The following is a 20,051-nucleotide window of genomic DNA, read 5'->3' as shown; positions in this document are numbered from 1 at the left end:
AAACACATGGTCTTGCATGTGGAACAGAAAGCTTGGCGCATGGTGCTGATGCCACGACGCAGAATCTTCAATAAACAGACGCCCGGAACCGTGCGTCTGCCCAGTCTCCTGCTGGTGCTGACAGGGGTCGCAGCCCTGCTTTTCGTGTGGTGGGTGCAGGAAGGGCTGGGTATTGCCCCCTGCGCGCTGTGTTTGTGGGAGCGCTGGCCATGGCGTTTTCTGGTGGTGATCGGAGCTGTCGGTCTGCTCGCCCCCCGCCGCTGGGCCAGAACCGCAGCGTGGCTTGGCGTACCGATGTTGCTGGTCGATCTGGCTTTGGTGGTGGTGCATGCGGGCGTCGAGTGGCAGTTCTGGAAAAGCCCGCTGCCGGAATGTCTGTCGCCGCATCTGACAGGCGCGACGATGGCTGAACGACTGGCGTCCATGCCGTTACGTCCGGCCAAGCCATGCGACATGCCGACTTATATTTTTAATGGGCTGCCGATCTCCCTTACCGTGATGGAGGGAGTGGCAGCCCTGATCGTGCTGGTTCTTCTGGTAACCTGTCTGCTCAGACCCTTCGGCGGCCGAACAAGAAGCTGATGATGAACAGGACGATAAAGATGAAAAACAGGATCTTGCCGATATAGGCAAAGTTCGCGGCGATACCGGAAAAACCTAAAACAGCCGCGATAAGGGCGAAGACCAGAAAGATCAGGGTCCAACGTAAAAGGTCCATGGGAAATACTCCGTTCCGTCAGTCTCTGAACGCGAGGCGGAATGAAAAAGTTTCCCAGGATCGAAGACGAGCGTTTCGGAGCCCGGCAATCTCATGGTGAACCAGGTGATGTCAGAGAATTTCTTCTTTCTGCGGCGTCATGGAACGTTTTCCCCTGCTCCGGAGTAAATTCACGCTTCCGCATGAGGTTCCATTCGGCGAATGCTCAGCTGTTGTGTGGAAGGAGGCAGGTGAGAGGCCGGCTCATCCGGCAATCATTTCAGACTGATTATATGAATTTCTTCTGACAACTTCTTCGCTGATTGGGAGTCGGATCTCTCCTGCGGTCCTGTCGCGTTTATGCGACAGAATGGACAGGGTGTTGTCACGAAGAGGAGAGCCTGAAATTGCTCATTTTGTAATTGGAGATGCAGGCGTGATGTGCTCCCCGGGCGCGGCCAGAGCCGATGTCCAGGGAGAGAGTTCAGCATGACAGCATCAAAAAAAGTCGCACTGGTGACAGGGGCGGCACAGGGAATTGGTCGGGGCATTGCCCTTCGTCTGGTGCGTGACGGTTTTGCCGTCGCTCTGGTCGATATCAAGCGGGAAGCGCTTGATGGAGTGGCCAGGGAAATTCAGGAACAGGGTGGAACCTGCACCACTTTCAGCGCGGATATCGGAGACAGGGAGCAGGTCCGGGCCGCCGTGGACCATGCTGATCAGACGCTGGGCGGCTTTGACGTCATGATCAACAATGCCGGCATTGCGCAGGTGAAATCGATCGCCACCGTTACACCGGAAGATGTCGAGCGGATTTATCGTATCAATGTGCAGGGTGTCCTGTGGGGCATTCAGGCGGCGGCGGACCGCTTCATGATGCGGCAGCAGAAAGGAAAGATCATCAACGCCTGCTCGATTGCCGGTCATGAGGGATACGCGCTGCTGGGGGTCTACTCCTCGACGAAATTCGCGGTGAGGGGACTGACCCAGGCAGCGGCCAAGGAATATGCCAGCAAGGGGATTACCGTGAACGCCTATTGTCCCGGCGTTGTCGGAACCGACATGTGGGTCGAAATCGACAGTCTGTTCGCAGAACTCACAGGGGCCGAAAAAGGAGCGACCTTCAATAAGTATGTTGAAGGCATAGCGCTTGGCCGTCCGGAGACACCTGACGATGTCGCGGCGCTCGTGTCCTATCTTGCCGGACCGGATTCCGATTACGTGACGGGGCAGGCGATTCTGATCGATGGAGGAATGGTCTATCGATGACCATGTTCCGGAAAGAGAGGCGGCTGTCAGCCAGTAACAGCCGGCAGCAGCACGGCGAACACGGCCAGACAGAGGGCGATCAGGACAATGGTGAGGATGCCTTCGATCTTTGCCAGCGCAATATCCATGGCTTTCGTTTCATTCAGCGCCGTCCTCACCTTGCGGAAACGCCAGTAAGAAACCGGAAGCAGCAGAATGCCGGTCAGAACCGTAAGAATACCCATCTGCGAGGTGGACGTGAAGGACTGATGGACGGACACGGCATGCTGGGCTGCCAGAAGACGCAGGAACAGATCGAATTTTGCGAGAACGCAGCCAAAAGCGACCAGCGCCAGAGCCGTGCGTATCCATGCGAGAAAAGTGCGTTCGTTCGCAGCGTGATCCGTATAGTGTTCGATCATGAAAAGGAGTTCCTGTCGCGCCTATAAAGGAGGTCGGTTTCCCAGACTGCGGACGAAGACGCAAGGGACCGATGAGAGGTGCAGTTCCCAATGCACAGGTTTTACAAGACCTGCCTGTTCCCCCAAAAGAAAAAGGCCCCCGAAAACGGGAGCCTTTTTCATGATGTCACTCAACGGGACGATCAGGCGAGAACCGTTGCCGCCTCGCGACCGTTGATGATCAGACCGTCGCCGTTGGCCGAGACCTTCACCTCTTCGCCATCGTGAATCGCGCCTTCGAGCAGCAGTTCCGCGAGCGGGTTCTGCAAGGTGCGCTGCACCACCCTCTTGAGCGGACGGGCGCCGTAAACCGGATCGTAGCCTTCGTTCGCGAGCCACAGGTCGGCAAGATCGTCCAGCTTGATCACGATGTTCCGGTCGGTCAGCAGTGACTGGAGACGGGCGATCTGGATATCCACGATCCGCGCCATGTCCTTCTTCTGCAACCGCGAGAACAGGACGATCTCATCCAGACGGTTCAGGAACTCGGGCCGGAAGTGCGCACGCACGACTTCCATGACCTGCGCCTGCACCATGTCGGTGGTTTCGCCATCCGGCTGGTTGGCCAGAACATCGGAGCCGAGGTTACTGGTCAGCACGATCAGCGTGTTGCGGAAGTCCACGGTGCGACCCTGACCATCGGTCAGGCGACCGTCATCAAGCACCTGAAGCAGGATGTTGAAGACATCCGGATGGGCCTTCTCTACCTCGTCGAACAGGATGACCTGATACGGACGACGCCGCACGGCCTCGGTCAGCACACCGCCTTCCTCGTAGCCGACATAACCCGGAGGCGCGCCGACCAGACGGGCCACGGAGTGCTTCTCCATGAACTCGCTCATGTCGACACGGAGCAGAGCCTTTTCGTCGTCGAACAGGAATTCGGCGAGCGCCTTTGTCAGTTCGGTCTTGCCGACGCCGGTCGGGCCGAGGAACAGGAACGAACCGATCGGACGGTTCGGGTCCTGCAATCCGGCGCGGGCACGACGGACGGCATTGGCCACGGCCTTGAGCGCAGGCTCCTGACCGACGACACGACGTCTCAGTTCGTCCTCCATGCGGAGCAGCTTGGCGCGTTCGCCTTCGACCATGCGATCCACAGGGATACCGGTCCAGCGGGACACGACCGAGGCGATGCTCTGCTCGGTGACCGCCTTTGAAACCAGGTCGTTGGCCGAGTTGGTCTGCTCCTCGCTCTGCGCCTCGGTGATCTTGGCTTCCAGTTGTGGAATGGTGCTGTACATCAGCTCGGAAGCGCGACCCAGATCGCCCTTACGCTGTGCGACTTCGACCTGTGACCGGGCCTCGTCCAGTTGCTCCTTGAGCTTCTGAACGGCGTTGACCCGATCCTTTTCCGCATGCCAGGCGGTATTCAGAGCGTCGGATTTTTCTTCCAGCTCGGCCAGTTCGGCATCGACCTTTTCAAGACGCTCGCGGCTGGCGGAGTCATCCTCCTTGCGCAGCGCCTCACGCTCGATTTTGAGCTGGATGACACGACGATCCAGTTCGTCGAGTTCTTCCGGCTTGCTGTCGATCTGCATCCGAAGGCGGCTGGAGGCTTCATCGATCAGATCGATGGCCTTGTCAGGCAGGAAGCGATCGGTGATGTAGCGGTTCGACAGTGTGGCGGCGGCGACCAGCGCGCCGTCAGCAATGCGGATACCATGGTGAAGCTCGTACTTCTCCTTGATGCCGCGCAGGATCGAGATCGTGTCGGCCACCGAAGGTTCGCCCACGAACACCGGCTGGAAACGACGGGCAAGCGCCGCGTCCTTCTCGATGTATTTGCGATATTCGTCGAGCGTCGTGGCGCCGATACAATGCAGCGTGCCGCGTGCGAGTTCGGGCTTGATGAGGTTCGACGCATCCATCGCGCCATCGGAGCGACCCGCGCCGACAAGCGTATGCATCTCGTCGATGAACAGGATGACCTGCCCTTCGGCGGACTCGATTTCCTTGAGAACGGCCTTCAGGCGTTCCTCAAACTCACCGCGATATTTCGCACCGGCGATCAGCGCGCCCATGTCGAGCGAAAGCAGCTTCTTGTTACGAAGAGCTTCCGGCACGTCACCGTTGACGATACGCTGGGCCAGACCTTCCACGATGGCGGTCTTGCCGACGCCCGGCTCACCGATCAGGACGGGGTTGTTCTTGCTGCGGCGTGCGAGAACCTGAATGGCGCGGCGGATTTCCTCGTCACGGCCAATCACCGGGTCGAGCTTGCCCGCCAGCGCCACGGCGGTCACGTCGCGGGCGTATTTCTTCAGCGCGTCGAAGCCGGCCTCGGCGTTCTCACCTGTTACGGTGCGGCCTTTGCGGATGGTCGCGACGGCTTTTTCAAGAGCGTCAGCAGAAGCTCCGTTGTCTTTGAGCGCACGGCCAGCCGCTGTGTCAGACGCTGCGATGGCGACCAGAAGCCGGTCCTGCGCGACGAAGGAATCATTGGCCTTCTGTGCTGTCTGTTCGGCGTTGTCGAGCAGACGCACGAGATCCGGTGTCGCCTGCGGCTGACCGGCTCCACCGCCCTGTACTTTCGGCAGTTTTGCAAGCGCCTGTTCCACCGCCGCCAGCGCGCCGACAGGGTTGCCGCCTGCTGCCTTGATGAGTGAGGAAGCCGCGCCTTCATTATCGTCCAGCATCGCCTTGAGCAGATGCTCGGGTGTGAGTTGCTGGTTGTATTCACGGAGCGCGATCGTCTGTGCAGCCTGAAGAAAGCCGCGGCTCCGTTCGGTGAATTTCTGGATATCCATATTCCTGTGTGTCCCTTTGAAGTGAGGCGACGGTCAGGGCCATGGGAGGGCGCCCCTCAAGGAGGCGGCGCGGCCATGGTCTTGATCTTGCTAGAGGATATGGGGTCTGAAAACCGGAATGCAAGGGGATATATCTGTTTCGTGTTCTCTGGGATACGCGGAGATAAAAGGGTGGGTAGAACGTCAGTTTTGTCGCCTTGAACCTCCTGTTATTACCTTACTCATGCCCGATGGATCATACGTGATGCTTGTTGCATCACTGGTGGTCGCGATTGACCCGACAGCATTTTCGTATTCGGCGTTTGTGACACAGTCAGAAGTGTCCCGCCAATGCTCGCGGTAATGCCGTCAATGGTTCCTCGCCATTTGACTGCTGAGTTTCCATTTTCGACAGTGATATCGTTTCCGATATCATGAAAATCGATGGAAACGAGGCTGCCGCTGTCGATAACAATACCGCCGGATTCAATGGTTACACTGTTCAAAATCCCGCCAGTGGCGACCATTACGGTGTCGCCACTGGCGACGGTCTTATTGGATGAGGTTATACCGGAGGTTAAGATAATTTGTCATATTCCGTCCGGTATTGGAGATATTTTATGGCGTAAGGTAAATATTTTAGTATATCGTAAGTTATGGAGATGGAAATAAAATCAAGTATATTTTGAGGTCGGTGTTTATTCAACGTGGTAGACGATACGACAAAAATAGGTGTGTGTTGCATGAGAAGCAGAATTTCTAATTTGCGGCAGTCAATAAAGGCAACGGAATATGGCTGTTTCAGCATGTAAGTCGCTGCACCATGGAGTGGTAGGGAACTTCGGTAACCATCTTTTCTCAAGAACGTTGATAAGTGATACGAAGAAAGTGAAACTTGTACGACGGAGCCTGTGTCCATGCGCATGGATGATGAACGCGAAAGTACCAATATTGAGGACGTACGCGGTTCCGGCGGTGGCAGTCGGGCGCCGCTCCGTATCGGTGGCATTGGCGGGATAGTTCTGATCCTTGGAGCGCTTTATTTCGGCGTTGATCCGCAGATTGTGCTTAATCTTCTGGAGGGTGGAGCCGCGCCATCCACGACCAGTCAGACCGTGGCTCAGGCGCCGTCACCGGTCGATGATGCCCAGAAGCGGTTTATTGCCCGGGTTCTCGCCTCTACGGAAGACGTGTGGACGAGCTATTTCGCGCAGATGGGAAAGACCTATCACGCGCCGCATCTGAGGCTTTTCACAGGCGGCACGAACTCGGCGTGTGGCTATGCACAGACGTCGACTGGCCCGTTCTATTGCCCTGTTGACCAGAAAATTTATCTCGATCTTGGTTTCTTCAAGGAACTTCAGGGTCGGCTGGGGGCGGGAGGCGATTTTGCTCGGGCTTATGTCGTGGCGCACGAGGTCGGGCATCATGTGCAGAATCAACTGGGTATCATGCAGGAGATGGATGGACGGCATGGGACCAGTCTGCAAGGTAAGAATGGCCAATCTGTCCGTCTCGAACTCCAGGCGGACTGTTTTGCGGGCGTGTGGGCGAAGCGGGCCAACGACGCCAAAAATATTCTGGAAAGCGGTGATGTGGAGTCCGGTCTGAATGCGGCGGCCGCTGTCGGTGACGACAGACTTCAGAAAGAAACGCAGGGCTATGTCGTTCCGGACAGCTTTACCCATGGCACTTCCGCCCAGCGTGTTACGTGGTTTCGTCGGGGCCTCAGCGCAGGCGATATCGGGCAATGTAATACATTTTCTGCCTCGTCGCTTTGAAAACGTGCCGATCATCCTGACAGGACAGGGAATGTCCTGCTCAACCATGAACAGGAGGGAAGGGCGTTTGACGGACGTTTTTACAGGCAGACTGCTCCCGTCTGTATTGTGATATCTATCGGGTATTCATGATGTTGATTTGCCACCGATATAAAAATCTGTGCTGATGGCAGTGGCTTTAGAGGTTCTTTTTTGCGGGAGAGGAAACTTTGGAGTGCATGGATTGATTCTGAAAAGAATTTTACTGGCCAGAGTCAGTAAGCGCAGGGCATCGGTGAGGGATGACAGATATGAACAGTGCATCACTTGATGGCGCCGAAGAAATCCGGGTTCTCCTTGTTGAGGACGATGCGGATATTGCTGAGGAAATTTCGGCAGAACTGAAAAGTCGTGGTTTTTTCGTGGCCGTGGCGGAGACGGGCGGCATAGGGCTGGAGCAGGCGCTCACCGGGCAGTATAATGTCATGATCGTTGACCGTATGCTACCTGAACTGGATGGTCTCTCGCTGATCGAGACGGTCAGACAGAATGGCGGTCGTACGCCTGTGCTGGTTCTGTCCGCTCTTGGCGCCGTTGATGACAGAGTGAGTGGTCTCAAGGCTGGTGGTGATGATTACCTGACTAAGCCTTTTGCCATGGTGGAACTGATTGCCCGGATTGAGGCCCTTCTGCGTCGCCCGGATGATACGCGTCAGACCGTTCTGCGTGTCGGTCCGCTTGTGATGGATCTGATTGATCGAAAAGTGAAGCGTGACGATCGTGAAATAGAATTGCTGCCGAGGGAGTTCCGCCTGCTGGAATATCTGATGCGTCGTCCGGGACAGATTCTGACACGAGCCATGTTGCTGGAAGAGGTCTGGAACTATCGGTTCACGCCGCAGACCAATCTGGTTGATGTGCATATCGGAAAGTTGCGGCGCAAGGTGGATGCATCCGGGGAGCAGACCTTGATTCACAGTATTCGGGGGGCAGGTTTTACCCTCCAGTCGTCGGATTAAAATCATCTTGCTGAAAAATATTCTGCAGAGTGAGCGACTGGCTCTTTTTCGTACGGCCCGTTTCAAGCTGGGGCTGGCGTTCGCATTGGCGATGCTTGGAACAATCGCAGTCCAGTTCAGTCTGACCTATACCCAGATGACATCTTTCGAATTTCGACGGTCAGGTCAGGTTCTGAACGGAGAAATGAAACTTCTTCTGGCGATGACGCCGGAGCATCTTGAATATGTCATTCGTGAACGCGCTACGGACGATTTAAGACTGGTCGTGAATGAAGCTGGAATTTTTACAGCATCCCACCAGCCTGTAGCCGGTGAATTGCGCGTATGGCCTGATGGTCTGGTAGCGGACGGAAAGCTCCATAATATTGTGATGGAGCCGGAAGAGGGAAGTCCTTACGCTTTGAGGTTTCTCGCGGCCCGTGCGCCTGGCGGGCATATTGTCGTTCTTGGTCGCAGTCTGCATGTTCTGGATGAACAGAAACTCATGCTCCGCCATGCTTCGCTGGTCACTCTCGTTCCCATTGTCTTCTTTGCTTTACTGGCAGGAACCTGGCTGAGTCACCGGGCTCTGACCCGGGTGGAGGAAATGCACGAAGCTGTTGACCTGATTATGCAAGGCGATATTCATGAACGGCTGCCTGCGGGGGCTGAGCAGGATGAGTTGCAGCGACTTGCCGGGAGCGTCAATCGGATGCTGGATCGGCTGGAGCAACTCATGCGGGACATGAAGAGTGTGGGAGACGATATTGCCCATGATCTGCGTACGCCTCTTGCCCGCGTCAGGGTCGGGTTGGAGAGAGCTCTTTCCGGGTCTCAGGCTTCATCGGCAGAAGCGCTGCGATCTGTCATTGAGCGCGCAATCGATAATCTGGATCAATGTTTTGCTATTATCACTGCTTTGCTGAGGCTGACAGAGATAGATAACAGCAAAGGGCGCGCCGCATTTGCAAGGATAGATTTAGCAGAACTTGTGCGTGATATTGTTGATCTCTACGAACCAATTGCAGAAAGTGAAAACATTGATTTTTCGTTTCATTGCTCTCCCAAGGAAATCTCAGTCTATGGTGACAGAGATCTTTTGATCGAAATGCTAGGAAATCTTGTTGATAATGCAATAAAATTCACACCAGAAGGGGGAAGGGTTCAAATTTCTGTCAGCATGAGCGGACATCATCCATTCATTGCAGTTGAGGATACGGGAATTGGCATACAACCTGATGAGAAGCATGCTGTTCTCTCACGTTTTTATCGATCTGACAAAAGCCGGCATATTCCAGGGAGCGGTCTGGGGCTAAGCCTTGTGGCTTCTATTCTACGTCTTCATAATGCTGAATTGAAGATTCTGGATACTCATCCGGGTGTCCCGGAAAAAGGAGTTTGTTTTCTGGTCCTTTTTCCAACCTCTGATCTTATACAATATGATGAATAGATTAATCTGAATCGTTTACTACTAAAATGACATCAACACCTTCCGGTTTTATATCGATTAATTCATTCGATACGGTGGTGAGCGATGCATTTTTTGAAATTTCTACAAAAATGGTTCCAGATGACGTTCTGGAGCCATAGCAAAGAGTGGTGCCATCGTACTGATCCCGCCCATAACATGCGCAATCGAGCGAACTCCAGGGCTCAGTAATTTTTTCGATTGTGCTATCAGATGTTTTGATCACATCAAAAGCAGGTCTGGTGTTTCTCTTGATGAAAAATTCTTTTTTTATTCTACTGATATAAGCAGAATCACTTTCATCATTCAGACGAGGTAATGTGCCGCCAAAATAATCAGAGGCCGCGAGATCTATAAAATTTCCAGAGCTTGTATCAAGGCGGGTTTGATTGTTCGTATACTCTAAAAGACTATAAAGCATGGTCCATGGCCATGCCAATCCTTTCAGAATACTATCAAGTACTGGCGTTGAGTTTTCAGATAATGACGGAAACCATGATTGTGGTAATATAGATCGAATTCTTTTGAAAATATCTTCACTGTCACCGGTGGCCATTCTTTTTTCCTTAAGTATAAGATACAGAGAATGCTATATTTTGTAGGCGTACTACGCTTGCCGTTTGACCGCCGATGTCTACCGATTCATGGTTTAGAGTTATAACTCCGATAGCTTCAACTATATTTTCTGCAGTAGAAAAAGCCACGCTGGATATTTTTGTGTAACTACATACCGCACCGACTGTCAGGCTGTTGATATAATCAGATATACTGGTGCTAAGGGCGCTTTCTATGGATGTTGTATCTGTTCCGGTTTTTACAGTGATGGGTACAACAACAGATACATAAATTACTGTGGGGCGAATAACAGAAAACTCGACGCCACAAGCTCGCACGGATTCTATGGATGTTGTGATCTGATTGATATTGTTCGAGGATATATTACCTGATCCATCATCAACGGCTACATAAAAAAAACCGGGCCTGTAATATCCCGATGGGTCTTTATTTTCTATGATCTGATAGAGAATATTTGGAGAGGTGCTTTCTATGGCATATTCTATGGATGAAAGAGTTGCTGAAGATAATGAGGAAAACCATAGATTTATACGTGATTTTACGGATTCATCATCTTCTTCATCGTAACCGTTGCTTACACTTGACAGGTTTGTGCAGGTATCAATTCCAGAAATTTGAGTTCCCAGTGTGTTTAGGGCGCCGGACATGACATTTCCAATAGCGCCTGGAGTAGTGCATTCTACAGGGCAAGTAATAGATGCAACACCATTCTGCCGGATATAGCCATTGGATGATTCTGACCAATATTGATTTGTCTGATCTTTCGTTACCGAAAACAGTATGCTTCCATCAGATGATTTGACGATAGCTCCTACAGGAACCGTTGCGGATGATGAGTCGGGAGTTAAGCTGATGAATGTTTCTGTTGTTGTAGAGGATGCTGCAGGTAAACGTGAAATGCCAAATTGAGCAATCCATGAATCCACGTCGTCTCCAAACGATGTGCCAAGGCGTGTTATGGATAAGGTTTGAAGAATTAAATATTGTATCCAAAGTGCTACTGTCGCATTTGCCTCAAATATTGATCTTGAAACGGAGCCTGTTGTAAAATTTATCAACGACGAGCAGGCGCTTTGTGCTGCTGTACACGAGTTAGAAACCAAAGTTGAAAAATTCTGCAAAGATAAATTCATTCTAAATTTCCATTAAGATGGTTTCATCTGTATCTGAATCTGCGTACTGTATACTGATTTTTTTTGTTCCATCGGTTAACATGTACATTTTTATGGAAGGCGTTGGTGATTCAGATATTGCAGATTCCATTTTCATTTGTTCCAGAACAATAGAACTGATATCAGCTAAGCTATCAGTATTTCCTATTTTTTGTGGAAGACCGGCTCCGTAATCTAACCAAAAAATATAATCGCCAGGATTTGTGGATAAACGTCTGATGATACGTTGTTTTCCAATGTCAGATCCAGATACTGTGGCCAGATCACCATTTTCTGAAATATCGAGATCATAGCCAAGCGTGTGAGATATATCTGACATATTTCATTATATCCTTGAATTTTATTGTGGTGGGCTTGTGGAATCTGTTCCGGCCTTCACACCACTATGAGTATGATCTGTTAATGAAATTCCAGATGCTTTTACATCTCCAGAAACAATAATATTTCCAGATATTTCTAGATCTGAAACTATTTTTATACCGTCTTTGTCGATAAAAAATTCAACACTACCAATTTTTATTCCAAATTGCCCTACTGAGAGAGGCTTATTATTCACGCAGGTAAATGTTTGTGGTGCTGTTATGGAATCAAAAACCCGACTTACGACGACGTAATTGTCACCATCCCCATGAGCAGTATCAACAAAAACATGTGTCCCGACAGGTGATGGAGAGTAAATGGTGGCTGATCCGACAGAGACGGCTGAATCGCATATCCAGCCAGTTTCACAATCATCAGGTTGCAAACGTACTTTTACGAGACCATTTTTACAATCCAGAGCACTTACAATACCAAATTTTGCACGCCCAATACGGGATGTATGGGAATGCATCAGCATATTCAGAGAGTTGTTGAGTTGTGTCATTCTAAAATCTTTTGCAATTTATCGTGGTCTTAATATTGCTTTTTTTGATATGGATTTTGCACTGTATTCTATAATAACTTGATCGACAGTATAAACTATAGAATCAAAAGATGTTCCTGTTCCGCTTAGCTTTACGAGCTGTCTTGTTGATATGTTTAAATAGGGATGAAGATGTAATTCTACGTTTTTTCCATGCGCCATAATATCAGTATATCTTTGTTGAGCAAGATTTTTGCACTGATCTGTGGTTGTTCCTACAGGTGCTGTGAAATTAAAAACCTGACCGGAGGATATATTTTCAGGATATTGAGCTGAATGAATAATTTTTTGTCGCGCATCCCAGGAAGATATTTTTACGTATATACCTTCTGAGTAAATCTGATTATTGGATAAATTTATATCCAGAATGGCTCTTTGATAAATATTTGAACCTGGTTTTTGACTGGTCCATTCCAGATTGATAATGTTTCCATTTTCTTGTTTTTTTTTGAAATATAAAGTCTTGTTTTCAACCCACAGATCATATCCGTATTCATTCTGCATTCCAACACATAGATCCCAGGCTGTCTGATATCTGTGCATTCCTGAGAGAGCATGGGCTTTATGCTCATATTGATAGAATTGACCAATAAACCCGGATGTTGTGTCAATATCTGCTGACAGCCCGACCTTAGACGCGAGATAAGCTAGAGCATCTGAAGCTGTCATATTTAAAAAAGACTCTCCTGATATCTCATAATTTATAAGACTTGATGACCAGTCACGACCAGAGAGACTTAGTATTCTTTTGGGTGGATTAAAAACAGATCTGTCAATTTTTCCAGAAAAAATTTTATCCTCGCTTGTGGCGCTTCCGGACCCGGCTGGAGTTGCTTTTGCAAAAATGTCTACAGAGTTGCCATTTTCAAAAAACGGGATTTCTGTATATGTAGTATCAATTGGTATCGTGGCATTGAATGTGCAGGACTCTGCTAACCGCGAATTGATTATTTTAACATAATGGGGTGTAATTGTGTTTCCATTGGTGTCTTTTATATTTATATTCGAGCTGATTGTTTGAGGCGTGTTTCCGGAATCCAGAGATAAAAAAGACATTCTTGTTCGCTAATGATTGTTTTCTTTCTTTTAAATGTCCCCACAATTGTATGAAAGCTATTGTTTATGAGGCTCGGAAAACTTTGATTGCTTGGAAGCGATTGTCTCTTTCCGTACCTGAAATGACTTGGAATTTCGTTTTGTGATGGGGCGTGTCGTCAGTTAATCCCGATGATAGCGGAGAGGAATTGCACGACTGAGATGAAGATTGATTCAGCTTATCGGAGCATGGCGCAATGCTTCTGAACTGCTTCAGGCACGCGATCTGAAAGCCTCTGACCAGGGAAGCGCATGAAGAACAGGCGGTCGTTGATCAGATATTCCCTCCGTTCGCCGGATAGGCTGTTCAGGGTCTGGGTGATCAGGATTTTGAACATCATGACCGGATCAAACGGAGGACGCTCACCCTTGCGCCCGTCTGAATAGGCCAGAGCCTTTTCCGGATCAGAGCGGAAGACTTCAAAATCCACAGTCCGGGAAAAGGCTTCGAACTGGTCACCGAGCCCGCCCAGCCGAGCAGGCCGCATTTCAACATCAAAGAAACCAGCCTGCTTTATAGCGCCATTCCTCCAGTCAGAACCGGAAAAAGGGAATCACTGACCAAGACTCACTACAAAGAGGTTGCCACAACCCTCCAGGTTGTGAGGCGTTATCATCGGCTATCACGTTTCACCTTTATGAGCCCAGCCGCCGAAGTGCCTCAGCCGTATAATCCGTCTGCAATGCAATCGCACCAGCCATCCTCGATCCTCCCTCACAAAACAGAATCAGAAAAGTTCGGCCGCCTCACTGCACAGATGTGTCAGACGTAATAGATTTTGGTATCAGTTCGGCTTCCTCCACGGCATCAATCACCCGGTCTCGTAAATCCTGTGAGTAGGCTTTCGGCATGAAGGCTGGCCTCCAGCGCCAGTCCTCATCTTGAATCACATCAGACAATCTTTGGGAATCACGCGATTCAATCTATTCACAGAGCGCTCCAAAAAACCATTTTCTTTGATTTGTTTGGGTGCTGTTTTGCAGTCAAAGATAGTCGTGTTCTGGAAGAAATGAAAAAAATTAATTCAATTTAAGGGCTATTTATTTAAACTTCGACCTCTCTGAATAATATTTCTGCCAAATTTCAGGCGTAATGTATCGATCGCTTCCTGCATGGCGACAGAATTGATATTGTGAATGTCTGTCAGATTGGGCGGGTCCGCTTCCTGTAATGGCTTGAGATTCTTTGAGTAAATCCCGATGAGGCGGAAAGCGGTTGTTCCGGCTTCTTTCATTAATAAATATCTTGCCGCCTGAAACAGGCGGTCCGGCAGAACGGTCGGTGTGTGTAATTGTATCGCCCGAGTGCGTGTCTGGAAACTCGCCGTGCGTAGTTTCAGCGAAATCCCCTGCGTGGACACTTTCTTGCGTTTCAGGCGAAGCGCAAGCTGCTCGCACACATCCCACAATTCCCGTTCCAGTCGGGGGATATCCCCGATGTCCTGGGCAAATGTCACCTCGGTGCTGACGGATTTTACCGGATGGAAGGGTGTCACCTTCCGAAAACTTTGTCCCCGGGCGCGCTCTACAAGCTCAGGTCCCCGGGAACCCAGGCGGCGGAAGGCTTCTTCGATCGTCAGGGCCGCGAGTGTGCCCAGCCTTGCAAGACCAAGCTTCTGAAGCGCTTCTTCCTGAGCCTTGCCGATACCCGGCAAAAGCCTGACCGGCTTGTCGGCGAGCCACTCCCGCGCCTCGGACCCGATCACGCCAAAACCCCGCGGTTTGTCGACGCCGGCAGCAAGCTTGGCCATCAGCGTATTGGTTGCGAGGCCGATTGAAATCGTCACACCCAGTTCTTTCTCCACCCGCAAAGCCAGTCGTGCGACCACGACACAGGGTGGCGCTCCATGCAGTTCCCGCGTGCCGGACAGATCCAGAACCGCCTCGTCGATGGATTTGACTTCAACCAGCGGCGTCAGCTCCCGCATCATGGTTCTTATACGCTCTGCCACGATCCGATAGGTCGCCATGTCGGGGGGGAGGATCACAGCGTCCGGGCACAGTTCACGGGCGCGGCGCATCGGCATGGCGGAGTGAGGGCCGTGAAGGCGGGCGATATAGCAGGCCGTGCTGACGACCCCGCGATCACCTGTGCCACCCACGAGAAGAGGTTTTCCCTTCAGTTCGGGATGGCGCTGTTTCTCGACACTGGCGAAAAAAGCGTCACAATCGACATGGGCAATGGAAAGACTGCTCAGTTCAGGGTGGAAGACAAGCCGCCGGGAGCCGCAGGTCGGGCAGCGTGCAATGGCTGCACCGCTCTGTGGCCAGAACAGGTCCGGACAGTCCCGGCATAAAACCGGGTGTCTTCCCGCATTCAGCGGATTTTCTCGATGTCCCAAAGCCATGCAGCCCCCCGGACACCTGAGCTGTCTCCATGTTTGTTGACAAGCAGTTCCGTCCTGCACACGGGCGTTATGACGTTGCGCGGGAGCAGATCCGGCACGCGCGCGAGAGTGGCTTGCAGATTGGACACACCACCGCCGAAGACAATGGCGTCAGGATCGAGAAGATTGATGATGAGCGAGCAGGCGCGCGCCAGATAATCCACATAGGAGTCGAGCGCCGCCTGAGCTTTTCTGTCACCGGCTGCTGCGGCTTCCTCGATGCCTTCCGCGCTGCGTGCGCCTTCGCCTTTCCAGGCCGCCGCCAGAGCCGGGCCGCAGAGGAAGCGCTCAAGGCAGCCCTCGTTTCCACAGAAGCAGCGCGGCATCGGGAATTCTTCCCGGCGTGGCCAGGGCAGGGGAATATGGCCCCATTCACCGGCGATATGATGACGACCGCTGAGCAGTTTGCGATTCACGACAAGACCACCGCCCATCCCGGAGCCGATGATCACGCCGAAGACGATATTACGCCCGCTTGCTGCGCCGTCGATGGCTTCCGAGAGAGCGAAGCAGTTTGCGTCATTTTCAACCCGGACCTGTCGTCCCGTGATTTTCGGAAGATCGACGCCGAACGGCATGGCGTTCAGCCATGTGGCGTTGGCGTTCTTGACCAGCCCCGTCGTGTCGTCGATCGAGCCGGGTATGCCGATTCCGAAAGGCAGACGTGCGTCACGACTGCTTTCGTCCAGCCCCAGTCTGCTGGTTGTGGCGTCAAGCAGGTCACGGATGGCGGCCATCATCGGCTCATACGATCCCGGATTCGGAACACGTTCACGCAGAAGGATGTCCCCGGCCGTGCTCATGGCCACGACTTCGATCTTGGTGCCACCCAGGTCGATTCCAAGGCGTATGCTGTTCATGCTGACTGTCCGTTACTGCGTATCGTGCGAAACGATCTGTTAAGATTACTTCAAAGCAGATACTGCACTCATGTTCCAGACTTGGGCAGGAATGCCGCGATGAGAAAACAGCCCGACACCACGGACGATCAGGGGGAGAAAGCATGAGTGAGACTCTTCTGGATGTGAGAGGTCTCTCCTGTCCGTTGCCCGTTCTGAAAGCCAACAAGGCCCTGCGCACCCTCACGGCGGGGGATCATCTCCGCGTACTGGCGACCGATCGCGCCTCTTCGGCGGATTTCCGGAGTTTCTGCCGGGAAACCGGGCATGCCCTTGTCGCGTTTGGGGAAGAGGCCGGCGTGCTGTCTTTCGTGATCCGCAAAAAGAGCGAAGAGCCCGCCTGAGCGCGTTTCAGACCTGATGCGCGGAGGCGACATCTGTTGTGGAATCGTCAATTTAACAAGGGAAAGTAATCCCTGCATAACATCTCCGGTCTTGGCATCGGCGTGTCTGCGGGGTAAGGGCAGCGGCTTGATGACCTATTGAGGATGCTATTTGACATGACGGGTGAGACGAATTCCCTGTCCTTCGAGGACGCCCTCACCGAGCTTGAGCGGATCGTCCGGAGCCTTGAGGGCGGACAGCTCAAGCTTGAAGAGGCCATCACCTCCTATGAACGCGGGGCGGCGCTTCGCGCTCACTGTGAAAGCAAGCTGCGCGAGGCTGAAGAGCGCGTGCAGGCTATCGTCAAACGGGCTGACGGCTCACTTGACGCCAAGAACGTGGATTGAAGTTCGTCATGACCAACTCCGGTGCAAGCACAAATCCCACCTCTGCCGAAGCGCTGAGCGCATCCCTCAAGCAGCGCGCCGCTGCCGTGGAAGCCATGCTGGACCGGCTGGTCCCCCGCGTGGATGGACCTGAGGCGCGCGTGATCGACGCCATGCGCTATGCGACGCTGGGTGGTGGAAAGCGCCTGCGCGGGTATCTTGTGGCGGAAGTGGCGTCCCTGTTCCCGGAACAGAATGGCGAGGAAGGAGCCTATCGCGCAGCGGCCTCTGTCGAGATGCTGCATGCCTACTCCCTCGTGCATGATGACCTGCCCGCGATGGATGACGATGATCTCCGCCGGGGCCAGCCGTCCGCCCATCGCAAGTTTGACGAGGCGACCGCCATACTCGCCGGTGACGCGCTCCAGACGCGCGCCTTCGAGGTGCTGGCCGAGACTGAAACCCATCCGGATGCCGTCGTGCGGGTCCAGCTTGTGCTGGCTCTGGCGCAGGCTTCCGGCGCGGCTGGCATGGTCGGCGGCCAGATGATCGACATGGAAGGCGAGGGCCGCGCCCTTTCCCTGAAGGAAGTCAGTCATCTGCACGCCCTGAAGACCGGTTGCCTGATCCGCTATTCGGCGGAGGCTGGCGCGATTCTGGGCGGCGCGAATCCCGAACAGCGTGAGCGCATCGCCAGTTACGGCCGTGATATCGGCGCGGCCTTCCAGATCGCGGACGACGTGCTGGATGCAACGGCGACCGAGGAAGAACTCGGCAAGACAGCCGGCAAGGATCAGGCTGCGGAAAAGTCGACCTTCGTGGCGCTGCTGGGTATCGACGGCGCTCGCAAGGAGGCTGGGAAGCTGGCCGAGCGGGCCTGTCATGCCCTCGATATTTTTGGTGAGAAAGCCGATCGGCTGCGCGACCTTGCGCGTTACGTCGTAGAGCGCAGGAGCTGAGAGCCATGAGCGATACGTCCGGACCCATCCCCACTCGGGGTCGTTTTCCTTTACTGGACCGTGTTTCCTACCCTGTTGACCTTCGGAACCTTTCGATCGAGCAGCTGAAGCAGGTTGCGGACGAGCTGCGTTCGGAGACGGTCGAGACGGTGTCCACGACAGGCGGCCACCTTGGCGCCTCGCTGGGCGTGGTGGAACTGACGGTCGCGATCCACGCCGTGTTCGACACCCCCGACGACCGGCTGATCTGGGACGTGGGCCATCAGGCCTACCCGCACAAGATCATCACCGGACGCCGCGACCGCATCCGCACCCTGCGCCAGCCGGGCGGCCTGTCGGGCTTCACCCGCCGCTCGGAGAGCGAATACGACCCGTTCGGCGCGGCCCATTCCTCAACGTCGATTTCGTCCGGCCTCGGCATGGCGGTCGCGCACCATCTGCGCGCCGGGGAAGATCCGTCCTACCGCGAGCGCAACGTCATCGCCGTGATCGGCGACGGCTCGATCTCCGCCGGCATGGCCTACGAGGCGATGAACAACGCCGCCGTCGCCGGCGAGGGCGCGGAACGGCTGATCGTCATCCTCAACGATAACGAGATGTCCATCGCGCCGCCCGTCGGCTCGATGTCGAACTACCTCTCCCGCCTGATGTCGTCGCGCCAGTTCATGGGCCTGCGGGATCTCGCCGGAAAGTTCGTGAAAAAGCTGCCGGACCGTCTGGAACGCACCGCCAAGAAGGCCGAGGAATATGCCCGCGGCATGATCACCGGCGGCACGCTGTTCGAGGAGCTGGGTTTCTATTATGTCGGCCCGGTCGATGGCCACGACATGACCCAGCTGGTGCCGATCCTGCGCAATCTGCGCGACACGGATAAAGGCCCGATCCTGCTGCATGTCATCACCGAGAAGGGCCACGGCTACAAGCCGGCCGAGGCGGCGGGCGACAAGTATCACGCCGTGGCGAAGTTCAACGTCGTCACCGGCGAGCAGAAGAAAGCCCCTCCGGGACCGCCGTCCTGGACCAATATCTTCGCCCGCGAACTGGTCGACCGCGCTTCCACGGACAACCGCATCACGGCCATCACCGCCGCGATGCCGTCCGGCACGGGCCTCGACAGGTTCGCCACCAAATTCCCCGACCGGTTCTTCGATGTCGGCATCGCGGAGCAGCACGCTGTCACCTTCGCCGCCGGCATGGCGACGGAAGGGCTGCGTCCGTTCTGCGCGATCTACTCCACGTTCCTGCAGCGCGCCTACGATCAGGTCATGCACGACGTGGTGCTGCAGAAGCTGCCGGTCCGTTTCGCCATTGACCGCGCCGGTCTGGTCGGCGCCGACGGCGCGACGCATGCGGGCTCGTTCGACATCGCCTATCTGGGCTGCCTGCCGGGCATGACCATCATGGCGCCGTCCGACGAGATCGAGCTTCTGAACATGACGGCCACGGCCTGCGAGTTCGACGAAGGCCCGATCGCGCTGCGGTATCCGCGCGGCAACACCTATGGTCTGGAGCTGCCCGCGAAGGGCGGGATCATCCAGATCGGCAAGGGCCGCATCGTCCGCGAGATGGGCCAGCAGTCCGGGCGCGAGAAGGGCGGCATCGCCATCCTGTCGCTTGGTCCGCGTCTGGAGGAGGCGCTCAAGGCCGCCGACCAGCTCGCCGCGCACGGCCTGCCGCCGACGGTGGCCGACGCCCGTTTCGCCAAGCCGCTGGACACGGAACTGCTCGAACAGCTGGCGCGCAACCACGCCGTGCTGATCACCATCGAGGAAGGCTCCGTCGGCGGCTTCGGCTCGCTGGTCGCCCAGCATCTCTCGAAGACCGGCCTGCTCGACACTGTCCGCCTGCGCACCATGACGCTCCCGGACATCTTCATCGACCACGACAGCCAGTTCGAGCAATACAACACCGCTCACCTCAACGCCCCTCACATCGTCCAGACAGCGCTCAACGCAATCGGGGTGAGTGTGAGCGAGCAGATCGCCTGA

Annotated in this window: 20 protein-coding genes and 1 pseudogene; 9 read left to right on the top strand and 12 right to left on the bottom strand. The window is 54.0% G+C overall.

Annotated features, from left to right (window positions below; genetic code table 11):
- Positions 1-39 precede the first annotated feature (39 nt).
- Positions 40-582 (top strand): disulfide bond formation protein B, encoded by a 543-nt coding sequence (locus A0U92_RS13190; RefSeq protein WP_077813606.1) that lies wholly within the window; start codon positions 40-42, stop codon positions 580-582.
- On the opposite strand, the gene A0U92_RS13185 is transcribed toward A0U92_RS13190, so the two are convergent.
- On the bottom strand, positions 551-718 hold the full coding sequence (locus A0U92_RS13185; RefSeq protein WP_077813605.1) for a DUF1328 domain-containing protein: 168 nt from the start codon (positions 716-718) through the stop codon (positions 551-553). The genes A0U92_RS13190 and A0U92_RS13185 overlap by 32 nt on opposite strands.
- 468 nt (positions 719-1,186) lie before the next feature.
- Here A0U92_RS13185 and A0U92_RS13180 point away from each other — a divergent pair, with 468 nt between their 5' ends.
- Positions 1,187-1,966 (top strand): acetoin reductase, encoded by a 780-nt coding sequence (locus A0U92_RS13180; RefSeq protein ID WP_077813604.1) that lies wholly within the window; start codon positions 1,187-1,189, stop codon positions 1,964-1,966.
- A 26-nt stretch (positions 1,967-1,992) separates the two neighbouring features.
- Here the strand turns inward: A0U92_RS13180 and A0U92_RS13175 are convergent, their stop codons facing one another.
- From A0U92_RS13175 to A0U92_RS13165, 3 genes are all read right to left on the bottom strand, one after another.
- Complete coding sequence (locus A0U92_RS13175) at positions 1,993-2,367, bottom strand: YidH family protein (RefSeq protein ID WP_077813603.1); 375 nt, start codon at positions 2,365-2,367, stop codon at positions 1,993-1,995.
- A gap of 182 nt (positions 2,368-2,549) precedes the next feature.
- Positions 2,550-5,156, bottom strand: coding sequence for an ATP-dependent chaperone ClpB (clpB, locus tag A0U92_RS13170; RefSeq protein ID WP_077813602.1), 2,607 nt, complete (start codon positions 5,154-5,156; stop codon positions 2,550-2,552).
- Between the two features lie 221 nt (positions 5,157-5,377).
- Entirely contained in the window at positions 5,378-5,662 is a 285-nt protein-coding gene (locus A0U92_RS13165) for a hypothetical protein (RefSeq protein ID WP_077813601.1), read from the bottom strand.
- Between the two features lie 390 nt (positions 5,663-6,052).
- Here A0U92_RS13165 and ypfJ point away from each other — a divergent pair, with 390 nt between their 5' ends.
- The 3 genes from ypfJ (at position 6,053) to A0U92_RS13150 (ending at position 9,343) form a co-directional block, all read left to right on the top strand.
- Positions 6,053-6,916 (top strand): KPN_02809 family neutral zinc metallopeptidase, encoded by an 864-nt coding sequence (gene ypfJ / locus A0U92_RS13160; protein ID WP_077813600.1) that lies wholly within the window; start codon positions 6,053-6,055, stop codon positions 6,914-6,916.
- Between the two features lie 290 nt (positions 6,917-7,206).
- Entirely contained in the window at positions 7,207-7,914 is a 708-nt protein-coding gene (locus A0U92_RS13155; RefSeq protein WP_077814453.1) for a response regulator transcription factor, read from the top strand.
- Between the two features lie 91 nt (positions 7,915-8,005).
- Positions 8,006-9,343, top strand: coding sequence for a sensor histidine kinase (locus A0U92_RS13150; protein WP_187668957.1), 1,338 nt, complete (start codon positions 8,006-8,008; stop codon positions 9,341-9,343).
- 1 nt (position 9,344) lies between these two features.
- Here A0U92_RS13150 and A0U92_RS17410 read toward each other — a convergent pair whose 3' ends face one another.
- The 8 genes and pseudogenes from A0U92_RS17410 to A0U92_RS13125 form a co-directional block, all read right to left on the bottom strand.
- On the bottom strand, positions 9,345-9,917 hold the full coding sequence (locus tag A0U92_RS17410) for a hypothetical protein (protein WP_149026474.1): 573 nt from the start codon (positions 9,915-9,917) through the stop codon (positions 9,345-9,347).
- A gap of 10 nt (positions 9,918-9,927) precedes the next feature.
- Entirely contained in the window at positions 9,928-11,070 is a 1,143-nt protein-coding gene (locus tag A0U92_RS13145; protein ID WP_077813599.1) for a baseplate J/gp47 family protein, read from the bottom strand.
- Position 11,071: 1 nt separating this feature from the next.
- The gene (locus A0U92_RS17405; protein ID WP_149026473.1) at positions 11,072-11,428 is read right to left on the bottom strand and encodes a hypothetical protein; all 357 of its coding nucleotides are present in this window, start codon (positions 11,426-11,428) and stop codon (positions 11,072-11,074) included.
- Between the two features lie 21 nt (positions 11,429-11,449).
- The gene (locus A0U92_RS17400; RefSeq protein ID WP_149026472.1) at positions 11,450-11,974 is read right to left on the bottom strand and encodes a hypothetical protein; all 525 of its coding nucleotides are present in this window, start codon (positions 11,972-11,974) and stop codon (positions 11,450-11,452) included.
- 18 nt (positions 11,975-11,992) lie between these two features.
- The gene (locus tag A0U92_RS17395; protein ID WP_149026471.1) at positions 11,993-13,069 is read right to left on the bottom strand and encodes a hypothetical protein; all 1,077 of its coding nucleotides are present in this window, start codon (positions 13,067-13,069) and stop codon (positions 11,993-11,995) included.
- A gap of 248 nt (positions 13,070-13,317) precedes the next feature.
- Positions 13,318-13,626: pseudogene (locus tag A0U92_RS13135) on the bottom strand (transposase); the annotation flags it as partial.
- Between the two features lie 519 nt (positions 13,627-14,145).
- Positions 14,146-15,456, bottom strand: a complete 1,311-nt coding sequence (locus A0U92_RS13130) for a DNA polymerase IV (RefSeq protein WP_077813597.1) — start codon at positions 15,454-15,456, stop codon at positions 14,146-14,148.
- Positions 15,426-16,355, bottom strand: coding sequence for an ROK family protein (locus A0U92_RS13125; protein ID WP_077813596.1), 930 nt, complete (start codon positions 16,353-16,355; stop codon positions 15,426-15,428). Before A0U92_RS13125 ends, A0U92_RS13130 begins: the two co-directional genes overlap by 31 nt.
- A 143-nt stretch (positions 16,356-16,498) precedes the next feature.
- Between A0U92_RS13125 and A0U92_RS13120 the strand changes: the two genes are divergently transcribed.
- The 4 genes from A0U92_RS13120 (at position 16,499) to dxs (ending at position 20,051) form a co-directional block, all read left to right on the top strand.
- Entirely contained in the window at positions 16,499-16,738 is a 240-nt protein-coding gene (locus A0U92_RS13120) for a sulfurtransferase TusA family protein (protein ID WP_077813595.1), read from the top strand.
- Positions 16,739-16,894: 156 nt separating this feature from the next.
- Positions 16,895-17,125, top strand: a complete 231-nt coding sequence (locus tag A0U92_RS13115) for an exodeoxyribonuclease VII small subunit (protein ID WP_077813594.1) — start codon at positions 16,895-16,897, stop codon at positions 17,123-17,125.
- 8 nt (positions 17,126-17,133) lie between these two features.
- Positions 17,134-18,063: a polyprenyl synthetase family protein gene (locus A0U92_RS13110; RefSeq protein WP_077814451.1), complete on the top strand. Its 930-nt coding sequence runs from the start codon at positions 17,134-17,136 to the stop codon at positions 18,061-18,063.
- A 5-nt stretch (positions 18,064-18,068) separates the two neighbouring features.
- The gene (gene dxs / locus A0U92_RS13105) at positions 18,069-20,051 is read left to right on the top strand and encodes a 1-deoxy-D-xylulose-5-phosphate synthase (RefSeq protein ID WP_077813593.1); all 1,983 of its coding nucleotides are present in this window, start codon (positions 18,069-18,071) and stop codon (positions 20,049-20,051) included.

It is taken from the genome of Acetobacter aceti, from assembly GCF_002005445.1.
In the GTDB taxonomy this organism is placed as follows: domain Bacteria; phylum Pseudomonadota; class Alphaproteobacteria; order Acetobacterales; family Acetobacteraceae; genus Acetobacter; species Acetobacter aceti_B.
This window is presented reverse-complemented; position numbering and strand designations above follow the sequence as displayed.